The 14,081-nt window shown below is 68.5% G+C and carries 11 protein-coding genes; all 11 read left to right on the forward strand.

From position 1 onward, the window contains the following. The first annotated feature begins 56 nt into the window (after positions 1-56). The 11 genes from ACAM54_RS01010 (at position 57) to tssF (ending at position 14,081) form a co-directional block, all read left to right on the forward strand. Positions 57-1,217 (forward strand): ABC transporter substrate-binding protein, encoded by a 1,161-nt coding sequence (locus ACAM54_RS01010; RefSeq protein WP_369649515.1) that lies wholly within the window; start codon positions 57-59, stop codon positions 1,215-1,217. After that, a complete protein-coding gene (locus ACAM54_RS01015) occupies positions 1,195-1,698 on the forward strand; it encodes a (2Fe-2S)-binding protein (protein WP_369649516.1) in 504 nt (167 codons plus the stop codon). Before ACAM54_RS01010 ends, ACAM54_RS01015 begins: the two co-directional genes overlap by 23 nt. Further along, on the forward strand, positions 1,695-5,450 hold the full coding sequence (locus tag ACAM54_RS01020) for a molybdopterin cofactor-binding domain-containing protein (protein WP_369649517.1): 3,756 nt from the start codon (positions 1,695-1,697) through the stop codon (positions 5,448-5,450). The genes ACAM54_RS01015 and ACAM54_RS01020 overlap by 4 nt, the downstream gene beginning before the upstream one ends. A 104-nt stretch (positions 5,451-5,554) precedes the next feature. Continuing rightward, the gene (locus tag ACAM54_RS01025; protein WP_369649518.1) at positions 5,555-6,742 is read left to right on the forward strand and encodes a fumarylacetoacetate hydrolase family protein; all 1,188 of its coding nucleotides are present in this window, start codon (positions 5,555-5,557) and stop codon (positions 6,740-6,742) included. Between the two features lie 132 nt (positions 6,743-6,874). Beyond that, on the forward strand, positions 6,875-7,966 hold the full coding sequence (gene tssA / locus ACAM54_RS01030) for a type VI secretion system protein TssA (RefSeq protein ID WP_369649519.1): 1,092 nt from the start codon (positions 6,875-6,877) through the stop codon (positions 7,964-7,966). An 80-nt stretch (positions 7,967-8,046) separates the two neighbouring features. Further along, positions 8,047-8,619: a type VI secretion system contractile sheath small subunit gene (gene tssB / locus ACAM54_RS01035; protein WP_145738589.1), complete on the forward strand. Its 573-nt coding sequence runs from the start codon at positions 8,047-8,049 to the stop codon at positions 8,617-8,619. Positions 8,620-8,637: 18 nt separating this feature from the next. Continuing rightward, positions 8,638-10,146 (forward strand): type VI secretion system contractile sheath large subunit, encoded by a 1,509-nt coding sequence (tssC, locus tag ACAM54_RS01040; protein ID WP_012745359.1) that lies wholly within the window; start codon positions 8,638-8,640, stop codon positions 10,144-10,146. A 49-nt stretch (positions 10,147-10,195) separates the two neighbouring features. Next, positions 10,196-10,678 (forward strand): type VI secretion system tube protein Hcp, encoded by a 483-nt coding sequence (locus ACAM54_RS01045; RefSeq protein ID WP_012745360.1) that lies wholly within the window; start codon positions 10,196-10,198, stop codon positions 10,676-10,678. A gap of 107 nt (positions 10,679-10,785) precedes the next feature. Continuing rightward, on the forward strand, positions 10,786-11,652 hold the full coding sequence (locus ACAM54_RS01050) for a type VI secretion system accessory protein TagJ (RefSeq protein ID WP_369649520.1): 867 nt from the start codon (positions 10,786-10,788) through the stop codon (positions 11,650-11,652). A gap of 29 nt (positions 11,653-11,681) precedes the next feature. Continuing rightward, positions 11,682-12,209, forward strand: coding sequence for a type VI secretion system baseplate subunit TssE (gene tssE / locus ACAM54_RS01055; RefSeq protein ID WP_369650934.1), 528 nt, complete (start codon positions 11,682-11,684; stop codon positions 12,207-12,209). Beyond that, complete coding sequence (gene tssF, locus ACAM54_RS01060; RefSeq protein WP_369649521.1) at positions 12,210-14,081, forward strand: type VI secretion system baseplate subunit TssF; 1,872 nt, start codon at positions 12,210-12,212, stop codon at positions 14,079-14,081. It abuts the gene before it with no gap.

Below are 14,081 nucleotides of genomic sequence, written 5' to 3' on the forward strand. Positions count from 1 at the left end.
CCTGCGCCGCATTCACTCCCGCCCGGCAACAACGACAACAACGAGCTAGACAACGCATGACGATCCCGATTTCAAGGCGCGCCCTGGTGGCGGGCGGCGCAGCCCTGGCACTGGGCCCTGGCCTTCTGCGTTCGGCGCGCGCCGACAACGGCGTGACCGACGGCCTCATCCGCATCGGCCAGTCGGCCGTGTTCAGCGGCCCGGCCAAGGACTTCGGCATCGACTACCGCGCGGGCATCAGGCTGTATTTCGACCGCGTCAACAAGTCGGGCGGCGTCAACGGCCGCAAGCTCGAGCTCGTCAGCTACGACGATGCCTACGACCCCGCGAAGACGGCCGCCAACACCGCGAAGCTGATCGACGAAGACAAGGTCTTCGCGCTCGCGGGCTTCGTCGCCACGGGCAATCTCGCGGCTGCGATGCCGCTGGCCGAGAAGGCGGGCGTGCCCATGTTCGCGCCGCTGGTGGGCACCACCTCGTTCCGCACCAAGGTCAACCGGCTGCTGTTCCACGTGCGCGCGGGCTACGACCTCGAGCTGCGCAAGATCATCAGCCATCTCTCGACCCTCAGCCTCTCGTCGATTGCGGTGGTCTACCAGGACAGCGCCTTCGGCAAGTCGAACCTCGCCACCTGCGAGCAGCTGGCTGCCGACTACAAGGTGCAGGTCGTGAAGACGCTGCCGCTCGCGATTGCCGCGGAAGACGCCAAACAGGTCGTCGCCAGCCTGGCCGATGCCAAGCCCGGCGCGGTATTGATGATCATGGCCGGGCGCATGGTCGAGGTGTTCATGCGCGACTACCGCGCGAACGGCGGGGCGGCGCCGCTCTATACGCTGTCGGTCGGCATCACCGACGCGGCCGGTTCCGCCAAGCGGCTCGAAGGCAGGCTCGCGGGGCTGGTCACGGCCAGCATCGTGCCACCGCCGCAGGCCGTGCGCGTGCCCATCGTGGCCGACTACCAGCGCGACCGTGCCGAGTTCGGCGAGAAGATCGACAGCTACACCACGCTCGAAGGCTATATCGCATCGCGCGTGATGGTCGAAGGCCTGCGCCGCGCGGGCAAGGCGCTCACGCGCGACAGCTTCATCGCCGGGCTCGAAGGCATCGGCAGCGCGCGCTTCGGCGATTTCCCGGTCGAGTACGGCGCGAAGAACCACAACGGCTCGACCTTCGTGGACCTGGAGATGTACACCCGTGACGGCCAGTTGCGGCGCTGAGCCGCTGCTGCACCTGCAGGTCAACGGCAGGGCCTGTTCGATCGAAGGCGTGCCGCGCGCGGCCACGCTGCTGCACCTGCTGCGCAACGACCTCGGCCTGAACGGGCCCAAGTACGGCTGCGGACTGGGGCAGTGCGGCGCCTGCACGGTGCACGTCGACGGCGTGGCGGCGCGGTCCTGCGTGATTCCGGCGCATGGCGTGGCGGGCCGCGCCATCACCACGCTCGCAGGCCTCGGCACGCGTGGGCGCTGGCATCCCGTGCAGGCCGCCTTCGAAGACGCGCAGGCCGCGCAGTGCGGCTACTGCCTGAACGGCATGGTCATGCAGGCCGCGGCGCTGCTTGCGCGCGACCCGCAGGCAAGCGAGGCGCGCATCCGCAGCGAACTCTCGGGCAACCTGTGCCGGTGCGGTACGCACATTGAAATACTGGACGCGGTGCAGCGCGCGGCGGTGCGCATGCGCGCGGAGCAAGAGCCATGACGCGCCGCGCCGATCTGCCGCGGACCCGCGCGGAGTTTCTCTCGGCCGACGGCGTGCTGCTGGTCGTGCGCGAGACGCCGCCAGCGCCGGCGCCCGCCAACGGGCAGCCCGCGGCCGTGGCGGGCAACCCGCTCGAAGGCGACGAGATCCTGCTCGCTGTCTGGGACGACGGCAGCGCCTCGGCGCTCAACGGCCATGTCGACCTCGGCACCGGCATCCAGACCGCGCTTGCGCAGATCGTGGCCGAGGAGCTCGAGCTCGGCATGCCCTGCGTGCGCATGATGCTCGGCGACACCGCGCGCGCGCCCAACCAGGGCGCGACGATCGCGAGCGCCTCGATCCAGATCCATGCGCAACCGCTGCGCCTGGCCGCCGCGCAGGCGCGCGCGTGGCTGCTTGCGCGCGCGGCCGAGCGGCTCGGCGTGGCTGCCGGCGCACTGCAGGTGCGCAATGGGGTGGTGCGGGTGGCCGAGGCGCCGGACCGCCGCATCCACTACGCCGAGCTGGTCGCGGGGCAACGCACTGTGCTGCGGCTCGATCCGGGCGCGCAGCCCAAGGACCCGGCCGACTACCGCATCGTCGGCACGCGCCAGGCCCGCGTGGACATTCCTGCCAAGCTCGCGGGCGACCTCGTGTTCGTGCACGACATGCGCGTGCCCGGCATGCTGCACGGCCGCGTGGTGCGCCCGCCGTATGCGGGTGCGGACCATGGCGAGTTCATCGGCAACACGCTCGAGTCGGTGGACGAATCGTCGATCGCGCACATCCCCGGCGTTCGCGCGGTGGTCGTGATCCGCGACTTCGTCGGCATCGTGGCCGAGCGCGAGGAGCACGCCGAGCAGGCGCTGCGCGAATTGCGCGTCACGTGGAAGCCCTGGCCCGGCATGCCCGACCTGTCCGACCTCGCGCAGGCCCTGCGCGACAACCCGTCGACGCAGCGCCTGCTGGTCGATGAAGGCGATGTCGACGGCGCCATCGCCGCGGCCGCGCAGCCGATGCATCGCACCTACGTGTGGCCGTACCAGATGCACGCGTCCATCGGGCCGTCGTGTGCGCTGGCAGAGTGGCAGCCGGCCGATGGCAGCGGGATGCGGCTGCGTTGCTGGGCCGGCTCGCAGAATCCGCATGTGCTGCGCGCCGATCTCGCAAAGCTCATGGGCCTGGACGACGTGCAGGTCGACGTCATCCGCATGGAAGCCGCGGGCTGCTACGGCCGCAACGGCGCCGACGACGTGGCGGCCGATGCGGCACTGCTCGCGCGCGCCGTGGGCGCGCCGGTGCGCGTGCAGCTCACGCGCGAGCAGGAGCATGCCTGGGAGCCCAAGGGCGCCGCGCAGCTCATGGAAGTGGATGGCGGGCTCATGGCCGATGGTCGCATCGCCGCCTACGACTTCGAAACTTCGTACCCCTCCAACGGCGCGCCCACGCTCGCGCTGCTGCTCACGCGCACCATCGAGCCGGTGGCGCAGGCCTTCGAGATGGGCGACCGCACGGCGCGTCCGCCCTACAGCGTCGACAACCTGCGCGTGAAGGTCAACGACATGGCGCCGATCGTGCGCGCTTCCTGGCTGCGCGGCGTGTCGGCGCTGCCGAGCTCCTTTGCGCACGAGTCGTACATCGACGAGCTGGCCACCGCGGCCGGCGTCGATCCGGTGCAGTTCCGCCTGCGCCACCTGAACGATCCGCGCGCGGTCGAACTGGTGCAGGCCACCGCGCAGAAGGCCGGCTGGCGCAGGCGCACCGGGCCGCAGGAAAACGCCGATGGCGGGCTGGGTATGGGCGGCGACGTTCTCTTCGGCCAGGGCTTTGCCTACGCGCGCTACATCCACAGCAAGTGGCCGGGCTTCGGCGCCGCATGGGCCGCATGGGTGGCGGACGTCGAGGTCAACCGCAAGACCGGCGAGGTGCACGTGCGCCGCGTGGTGGTGGGGCACGACGCGGGACTGCTGGTCAACCCCGCGGGCGTCGAGCACCAGGTGCACGGCAACGTGATCCAGACCACGAGCCGCGCGCTCAGGGAAGAGGTGCAGTTCGCGCCGCAGCAGGGCGCGGCTTCGAGCAGCGGTGCGCAGCTGCCGGGCGTGCTGCCCTCGGGCGTCGTCGCCAGCCGCGAATGGGGCAGCTATCCGATCATCAATTTCCGCGACGTGCCGGTGATCGAGGTCATGCACATGCCGCGGCCCGGCGAACCCTCGCTGGGTGCGGGCGAGTCGTCGTCGGTGCCGGGAACGGCGGCGATCGCGAATGCGATCTTCGATGCGACGGGCGTGCGCTTCCGCGAGCCGCCGTTCACGCCGGAGAAGGTGCTGGCCGCGTTGAATCCGGGGTTGCTCCCTCTCCTTTCGGGGGAGGGCGAGGGTGGGGGCGAGCGGCGTTCGAATGGTGGCGCTGCCATGCCCCCATCCCAACCTTCCCCCGGAAGGGGAAGGAGCAACACGGCCTGGCCCCGGCGCAAAGGCCTCTGGGCCACCGCCTCTGCCCTCGCCATCGGTGGCATCGGCCTCATCGCCGGCCTGCTCGGCTGGCGCTCCGCCATTGCCCCGGTCTCGCTCACTGCCCCGGTGTACAGCGAGGCCACCATCGAGCGCGGCCGCGTGCTTGCCGCGCTCGGCGACTGCGCCGTGTGCCATACCGCGCCGGGCGGCGCCCCCAACGCCGGCGGCCGCGCGATGCAGACGCCCTTCGGCACGCTCTACACCACCAACCTCACGCCCGATGCCGACACGGGCCTGGGCCGCTGGTCGTTCAGCGCCTTCCAGCGCGCGATGCGCGAGGGCGTCTCGCGCGACGGCCACCACCTGTACCCGGCGTTTCCATACACCGCCTTCGCCAGGACCAGCGACGACGACCTGCAGGCGCTCTATGCCTACTTCATGTCGATGCCCGCGGTGCGCGCCGAGACGCCGAAGGCCGAACTGAAGTTTCCATTCAGCATGCGGCCGCTGATGGCCGGATGGAACGCACTTTTCCACGACCCCGCGCCCCTGCAGCCCGTCGCCACGCAAAGCGCCGAGTGGAACCGCGGCGCCTACCTCGTCAACGGCCTGGGCCATTGCGGCGCCTGCCATACGCCGCGCAACGCGCTCGGTGCGGAGCAGGGCGGCAGCGCGTTCCTCTCGGGCGCGATGGTCGATGGCTGGGAGGCGCCCGCGCTCACGCAGCGCTCCAAATCCGCCGTGCCCTGGGATGCCGACGAGCTCTACCGCTACCTGCGCCAGGGCCACACGCAGCGCCATGGCATCGCGGGCGGTCCGATGGCCGAGGTGGTGCGCGAACTCGCGCAGGTGCCCGATGCCGACGTGCGCGCCATGGCCACCTACCTCGCCTCGTTCAATCCGGCGCCCGCGGCCGAGCCGCAGGCCGTGGCGCAGCAGGTGGTCGACAACGCGGCACGCACGCAGGATCGGCTGCTCGGTCCCGCGCAGCGCATGTTCGACAGCGCCTGCGCGTCGTGCCACCACGACGGCGACGGCCCCACGCTGCTCGGCGTGAACACGCCGCTCGCGCTCAACGGCAATCTCACGAGCGCGCGGCCCGACAACCTGCTGCGCACCATCCTCGATGGCGTGCGCGAGCCCGCGAGCCGCGACATCGGCTTCATGCCGGCCTTCCGCGACGCGCTCGACGATCGGCAGATCGCCGAACTCGCGGGCTACATGCGCGCGCGCTTCGCACCGCAGGAGCCGGCGTGGAAGAACCTGCCGGCCGAAGTGGCACGCGTGCGCGCCGCGCGCGGCCACGGCGCCGAGTAAGTCGCCTTCCGCGGCGTGCCGCTTTCCGCTTGCGCAGCGGCAGGGAACACATTCATTCAGAATGTCCGCTCCAAGAACCCAACCCAAGTGCCTCCGGAGACAACATGCCCCTGAATCTTTCCACCGCCGCCAGCCTTCCCCGCGATGCAGAGCGCGCCACGCTCGTCGGGCGCATCTGGCAGCCCGGCGTGGGCCCCGTACTCGTGGCGGTGCACGAGGGCGGGCTGCACGATCTCTCGCGGCTCGCTCCCACGATGAGCGACCTGCTCGAGGCGAAGGAGCCGCCCGCCGGCGCGGTGCGGCGCGCACTGCGCAGCGGCCAGGCTCCGCGCGTCGCCTCGCTCGGCGAAGCCATCGCCAACAGCGACGCCACCGCGCGCGACGAAGCCAGGCCCTGGCTGCTCGCACCCTGCGACCTGCAGGCCATCAAGGCCAGCGGCGTGACCTTCGTCGAAAGCCTGCTCGAGCGCGTGATCGAAGAGCAGGCGCGCGGCGATGCCTCGCGCGCCGAGGCCACGCGCGCGGCACTCAGCGGCGTGCTCGGCGACAACCTCGCGGGCATCGTGCCGGGCTCGGCCGAGGCCGCGAAGGTCAAGGAGGTGCTGATCTCGCAGGGCGCATGGTCGCAGTACCTCGAGGTCGGCATCGGGCCCGACGCGGAGATCTTCACCAAGGCACCGGTCCTCTCGGCCGTGGGCACGGGCGCCGACGTGGGCATCCATGCCGCATCCGTGTGGAACAACCCCGAGCCCGAGGTCGTGCTCGCGGTCAACAGCCGCGGCGAGACGCTGGGCGCCGCGCTCGGCAACGACGTCAACCTGCGCGACTTCGAAGGCCGCAGCGCGCTGCTGCTCGGCAAGGCCAAGGACAACAACGCCTCCTGTGCGATCGGTCCTTTCATCCGCCTGTTCGATGCGCACTTCGGCATCGACGACGTGCGCCGCATCACGGTGGCGCTCGAGGTGAAAGGCCCCGAAGGCTTCACGCTCGAAGGCTCGAGCTCGCTCGCGAAGATCAGCCGCGATCCGCTCGACCTCGTCTCGCAGGCGGTCGGCGCGCACCACGACTATCCCGACGGCTTCATGTTGTTCCTGGGCACCATGTTTGCGCCGACACAAGACCGTCATGGTCCTGGGCAAGGATTCACCCATGTCGTCGGCGATCGCGTGAGCATTGCCGCGCCGGAACTCGGCGCCCTCGTGAACCGCGTGGTCCATTCGGACCAGGCGCCGCGGTGGACTTTCGGGTTAAGTGCGCTGATGCGGAATCTGGCTGCGCGCGGATTGCTGTAAACGTTCTTTCTACGCTTTAAAAGGAGTTGTACTCCTTTGTGATTCATAGCCGGCACGTAGCAAACTGTTGCTGTTGACCGCGTCTCGCGTTCCCCTCAAGATAACCGGTCTTGAAAATGGATAACACGGGAGATGGGGTTGCCACCGAGCGAGATCGAACTACTGCAGTCGCCTGTTGAAGGCCCGCTTCCTTGCGGTGAAGACCTCGAATACGACCCCGAGTTCATGGCGTTGCAGCAAGCTGCAACGGGAAAGCGGGAGCAGCAGTTCGGCTCGACCATCATTCCGGCCGAGCCGCCCGACTGGGCCCGTGTCGAGCGCATTGCCAAGCAGCTGTGCCAGCGCACGCTCGACGTGCGCGTGCTGGTCCTGTTGACGCTGGCATGGACCGAGAGCCGGGGACTGCCGGGCTACGTCGATGGCTTGCGCGTGGTGGACGGCATCCTGCAAAAGTTCTGGAACGACGTGCATCCGCGCGTCGTCGATGGTGATTTCGAAGACCCGCTGCCGCGCATGAATGCGCTGGCTGCATTGGCCGAAGCCGAGGGACTCGGACGCAGCGTGCGCGATGCGCGGCTGCTCGAGGATGCCGGCGCGTCGATGAGCCTGCGGCAGGTCGAGGCCCTGCTCGACTCGAGCAAGGCCGACCAGATCGATTACCCGGGCGGCATCGGCCGGCTGCGGGAGGTGGCGCGCCGCGCGCAGGAGAAGTCGGCGCCCGCGGTGATGGCATTGCATGCGGCGCTGGAACTGCTGCGGCGCATCCGGGAGACTTCGGAGCGGGCCCTGGGACAGAGTTGGGCGCCCGATTTTTCCCGGCTCGAACGCTCGCTTCGCACCGTGGTCCAGCTGCTGCCCGAGCAGGCCCAGCCGGAGCCGGCCGAAGCGTCGCAGGCGGCCGTGCAAGGCAATGGATCGGCGCAGGCCGCACCTTCGGCGCAGGGCGCTGCGGCCATGGGCAATGGCGCCTCCGGCGCGCGTGCGGCAAGCATTAAAGATATTGAAATATCGACTCGTGATGATGTGCAGGTCTTGTTGGAAAAGGCGTGCCAGTACATGGAACGCACCGAGCCCAGCCATCCGGCCCCCATGCTCATCCGCAGAGCGCAAAGGCTGCTGGACCTCAACTTTTTCCAGATCATCGAAGAACTCGTTCCCGAGGGCCTGCAGAAGATCGAAAGCCTGGCCGGCCGTTCGCTGAGCGGCGGGGCCGCAGCGGAATGAGCGGACGGCGCAATCACCGGGAAACAGGCCGCCGGGGCTCGACCCATACGAATACGCATTGAGATTCAAGAGGAAGCTTTATGGCAGACAACCGTGTCAGAAACAGTGGTCAGAAGTTCATCGCGCGCAACCGGGCACCCCGCGTGCAGATCGAGTACGACGTCGAGATCTACGGCAGCGAGCGCAAGATCCAGCTGCCCTTCGTGATGGGCGTGATCGCCGATCTCGCGGGCAAGCAGGTCGACCCGATGCCCGACCTCGCCGAGCGCGACTTCATGGCGGTGGACATCGACAACTTCGACGACCGCATGAAGGCCATCAAGCCGCGCGTGGCCTTCCAGGTGCCCAACACCCTCACGGGCGAAGGACAGATGAACGTCGACATCACCTTCGACAGCATGGACGACTTCTCCCCCGCGCGCATCGCCCGCCAGGTGGGCGCGCTGCAGCATCTGCTCGAAGCGCGCACCGAGCTTTCCAACCTGCTGTCCTACATGGACGGCAAGAACGGCGCCGAGCAGCTGATCGCCCAGGCGCTGCAGAACCCGGAGCTGCTCAAGTCGCTCGCATCCGCACCCAATCCCGCCGTTGCCAAGGCGATCGAGGCCGCGAACGAAAAGTCGGGCAACCCCGGCACCACACCTTCCGAGTAAGCCGACAGGATCTCCATCATGAGCACCGCACCCAAACAGACAGCGCGCGGACAGGCCGCCACCATCGAAGCGCTCGAGCCGAACGAGTTCTCCGACCTTCTGCAGCGCGAATTCAAGCCCAAGACCGACCAGGCGCGCGAGGCGGTGCAAAGCGCCGTCAAGACGCTGGCGGTGCAGGCGCTTGAGAGCACCGTCACCATCTCGAACGATGCCTACCGCACCGTGCAGGCGATCATCACCGAGATCGACCGCAAGCTCTCCGAGCAGATCAACCAGATCCTGCACCACGAAGACTTCCAGCAGCTCGAAGGCGCATGGCGCGGCCTGCACTACCTGGTCAACAACACCGAGACCGACGAGCAGCTCAAGATCCGCGTGATGTGCGCCTCCAAGCGCGAAGTGGCGCGCTCGCTCAAGCGCCACAAGGGCATCGGCTGGGACCAGAGCCCGCTGTTCAAGAAGATCTACGAGGCCGAGTACGGCCAGTTCGGCGGCGAGCCCTTCGGCGCGCTGATCGGCGACTTCCATTTCGACCACAGCCCGCCCGACGTCGAGATGCTCGGCGAAATGGCCAAGATCGCCGCGGCCGCGCACTGCCCCTTCATTGCCGGCGCATCGCCCACCGTGATGCAGATGGACTCGTGGCAGGAACTGTCGAACCCGCGCGACCTCACCAAGATCTTCCAGAACACCGAGCACACCGCCTGGCGGTCGCTGCGCGAGTCGGAAGACGCGCGCTACATCGGCCTGGCCATGCCGCGCTTCCTGGCGCGCCTGCCCTACGGCGCGCGCACCAACCCGGTCGACGAGTTCGAGTTCGAGGAAGAAACCGACTCGGCGCTGCACAACCGCTACACCTGGGCCAACTCGGCCTATGCGATGGGCGTGAACATCAACCGCTCGTTCAAGCAGTTCGGCTGGTGCACGTCGATCCGCGGCGTGGAATCGGGCGGCGCGGTCGAGAACCTGCCCACCCACACCTTCCCGACGGACGACGGCGGCGTGGACATGAAGTGCCCGACCGAGATCGCCATCAGCGACCGGCGCGAGGCCGAACTCGCCAAGAACGGCTTCATGCCGCTGGTGCACCGCAAGAACTCCGACTTCGCGGCCTTCATCGGTGCGCAGTCGCTGCAGCAGCCGGCCGAGTACTACGACGCCGATGCCACGGCCAATGCCAACCTGGCGGCGCGCCTGCCGTACCTGTTCGCATGCTGCCGCTTCGCGCACTACCTGAAGTGCATCGTGCGCGACAAGATCGGTTCGTTCCGCGAGCGCGAGGACATGGAGCGCTGGCTCAACGACTGGATCATGAACTACGTGGACGGCAGCCCGGGCACGTCGTCCCAGGATACGAAGGCAATGAAGCCGCTGGCGGCGGCCGAAGTCCAGGTGGAAGCCATCGAGGACAACCCCGGCTACTACGCCGCCAAGTTTTTTCTCCGGCCGCACTATCAGCTCGAAGGGCTGACGGTGTCATTGCGGCTGGTTTCGAAGCTGCCATCCAACAAGAAGGACAGCAGCTAGTTCAACGGTGTCCCGCAATCGGGCATATATATAACTCTGGGGGTTAATCATGGCAGTAGACATGTTCATGCGCGTCGAGGGCGCGAACGGCGAATCCAAGGACTCGAACCACAAGGACTGGACGGATATCAAGTCGTTCGCATGGGGAGCAACGCAGCCTGGCAACATGGTCAGCGGCGGCGGGGGCGGTGTGGGCAAGGCGAGCTTCAACGACCTGCAGGTGCTCGCGCGCATCGACAAGGCGGCGCCGTCGGTGATGAAGAACTGCGCGAGCGGCAAGCACCTGAGCAAGGTGGAGGTGTCGGTGTGCAAGGCGGGTGGTTCGCAGATCGAATACACGCGCGTGACGCTGGAAGAAGTGCTGGTCACCTCGGTGCAGTACTCGGCCGAGCAGGGCGGGGATGCGGTGCTGGTGCAGTTCGCGTTCCAGGCGGCCAAGGTGAAGCAGCAGTACTGGGAGCAGACCGACAAGGGCGGCAAGGGCGCCGAAACCGTGCTGGCCTGGAACATCAAGGAAAACCGGGAAGCCTGATTCCCCTTCTTGCTTGTTCCCGACCGGCCCGCGCACGCCGCGGGCCGGTCGCCTGCAGATATTTATCCACGGTCCCAGGGCCGTGCGCGAGTCAATGAGGAAGTTTCATGGGCGATGGGTTTGCAGTGCTGGGCGAGCGCTCCGTGGCCGAACACACCGAATGGGTACAGCGGCAGATTCGCGCGAGTCCACAGAATGCCAGCCTGCGGCTTGCCCTGTGCCACTTTCTTGCGCTGCGGGGCGACTGGCAGCGGGCTGAAGACCAGCTCAAGCTGGCCGCGAAGATCGATCCCTCCTTTGCTCCCGCCAGTGCCACCTGCGCAATGGCGCTGGCGGCCGAGCGGCATCGAACCGAATTCTGGAATGGCGGCCGGGCGCCGGCCGTCGTGGCCGGCGAGGCCGGCTGGGTCGCGGCGCTGATCGCTGCCGCCGCGCTGCCGGCCGAACGCGCCGCCGAAGCGGCCGACCTGCGCGAGGCCGCGCGGCAGGATGCGCCCGCATTGCAGGGCACGCTGAACTGCGTCGACCGGTCGGACGCGCGCGCCGTGCAGGCCATCGACGGCGAGCCGGTGCAAAGCAGCGAGTTCGCCTGGCTCTGCGACGGCGACGTGCGCATGGGCGCCGCGCTTGAACTCCTCACGCCTTCGGGCTATGCGTGGCTGCCGCTGCCGGCGGTGCGGCGCCTCAAGTTCTCCCGTCCGCAGCATCTGGTCGACCTGCTCTGGGCGCCGGCCGAGATCGTGCTGCATGACGGCCGCGGGCTCAACGGCCTGGTGCCGGTGCGCTATCCCGGCGCGCTCGATGCGCTGGACGACGAAACGACCCTGGGCCGCCGCACCGACTGGCTGCCGCTGGCCGGTGAAGACCAATACGCCGGCGTGGGCCAGCGCACGCTGATCAGCGAAGCCGGCGACCATTCGCTGCTCGATATCCGCCTCGTCGAGTTCGCGCCTGCCGAGAGTGCTGCGCAGTGAGTTCCGTCCTGCCAGCCAGCCGCCAGGCCATGGAGGCCGATGGCGACCAGCAAGAAAGCGTTGCGCGCGACCGCCTGCAGCCGGTGCTGCTCGACCGCCTGACCGACAAGCAGCCGCAAAGCCGCCAGGAGCGCGCGGGTGCATTCCTCATGAGCGGCAAGCTGCTGCGCGACTCGGTGCTGCGCGACCTGCAGTGGCTGCTCAACACCACCAATTTCGGTGCGGACCACACCATCAACGCCATGCCGCGCGCGCGGCGCTCGGTGGTCAACTACGGCGTGCGCGGCTGGGCCGGCGGACGCATGTCGGAGGTCAACTTCGCGGACGTCGAGGCGGCCATCCGCGCCGCGATCATCGACTTCGAGCCGCGCATCATGAAGGACAGCATCGACGTGCGCTGCGTCACCGACGCCACCGACCTCGAGCACCACAACCTGCTTGCGCTCGAGATCCGCGGCACCTTGTGGTCGGTGCCCTATCCGATCGAATTCATCCTGCGCTCCGAGCTCGACCTCGAGAGCGGCCACATGATCCTGCGTCCGACCGGGGGCCTCTGAATGGACGCGAGGCTGCTGGATTACTACAACCGCGAGCTCACCTACATGCACGAGCTCGGTGCCGAGTTCGCGCAGCGCTACCCGAAGATCGCCGGGCGGCTGGGCATGCGCGGCATCGAGGTCAGCGACCCCTACGTGGAGCGCCTGCTCGAGGGCTTCAGCTTTCTCACGGCGCGCATCCAGCTCAAGATGGATGCGGAGTTTCCGCGCTTCTCGCAGCGGCTGCTCGAGGTGGTGTATCCCAACTTCCTCGCGCCGCTGCCGGCCATGGCCGTGGTGCAGATCGACGGCAACCTCAACGAGGGCTCGCTGAAGGCCGGCTACGAGCTGCCGCGCCACACGATCATGCGCGGGCGCATGATCAAGGGCGAGCAGACGGCCTGCGAATTCCGAACCGGCCATGAGGTCACGCTGTGGCCCATCAGGATCGCGGATGCGAGCATCGGCCCCGTGCCGGCGGAAATCGCGCATGCGATGCCCGCGGTCGCCCAGCGCGCCAGGAGCGCCATCACCATCAAGCTCGAAGCGGTGGGCGGCACCACGTTCGCCGAGCTGCCGATCGACCGGCTCGAGTTCTTTCTTTCGGGCGCGGAGCTGCACGCGCTGCGCGTGCTCGAACTCGCGGTGCACCACAGCATCGGCACCGTCTGCCGCAGCGGGCCGGGCAGCAAGGCGCGGATCGTTCCGCTCGGCGACGAAGCCATTCGCCACGAGGGCTTCGATCCCGAGCAGGCGCTGCTGCCTTATGACGCGCGCTCGTTCCAGGGCTACCGGCTGCTGCACGAGTACTTCGCGTTCCCCGACCGCTACCTGTTCTTCAGCGTGAAGAACCTGCGCGCGGCGGCCTCGGCCATGGGCGGCACCACGATGGAAATCGTGATCCTGCTCGACCGCGCCGACGCCGACCTGGAGCGGCTGGTCGACGCCAAGCACTTCTCGCTGTTCTGCACGCCCATCATCAACCTGGTGCCGCGCCGCAGCGACCGCATTCCGGTGGGGCCCGGGCAGCACGAGCACCATGCGGTGATCGACCGCACGCGTCCGCGCGACTTCGAGATCTTCACCGTCGAGCGCGTCACGGGCCACATGGCGAGCGGCTCGGAAGAGCGCGAGTTCAGGCCCTTCCTGGGCTCGTTCGCGGCCGACGACGGCGACTTCGGCGCGTACTTCTCGCTGCGCCGCGAGCCGCGCCTGGTGTCCGACCGCGCACGCGCGCAAGGCACGCGCACCAGCTACACCGGCAGCGAGGTGTACGTGTCGCTCGTCGACCAGCACGACGCGCCCTTTCCGCACAGCCTGCGGCACATCACGATCGATGCGCTGTGCACCAACCGCGACCTGCCGCTGCTGCTGCCGACGGGGCTGGAGTCGGACTTCTCGCTGCGCGTGTCGGCGCCGGTGCGCGGCATCCGCATCCTGCGCGGGCCGTCGCGGCCCTATCCGGCGCTGGCGGAGGGTGCGCTGACCTGGCGCCTGATCAGCCACCTGGGCCTCAACTACCTGAGCCTGACCGACATCGACGCCACGCAGGGCGCAGCCGCATTGCGCGAGATGCTCGACCTCTACGGCAACCTGGCCGACCCGGCGGTGCGCCGCCAGATCCAGGGCGTGCGCTCGATGGCGCTGGCGCCGGTGTTCCGCCGCCTGCCCGAGCCGGGACCGATCGTCTTCGGGCGCGGCGTGGAAATCGCGCTGAAGATCGACGAAGTGGCCTTCTCGGGCGCGAGTCCCTATCTTTTCGGTGCCGTGCTGGAGCAGTTCTTCAGCCGGCACGTGTCGCTCAACGCGTTCACCGAGTTCGCGCTCTCCAGCCTGCAGCGCGGCGAGATCGCGCGCTGGACGCCGCGCATCGGACGCCGTCCCGCCGTATGA

Source organism: Variovorax sp. V93 (assembly GCF_041154485.1).
GTDB lineage: Bacteria > Pseudomonadota > Gammaproteobacteria > Burkholderiales > Burkholderiaceae_C > Variovorax > Variovorax beijingensis_A.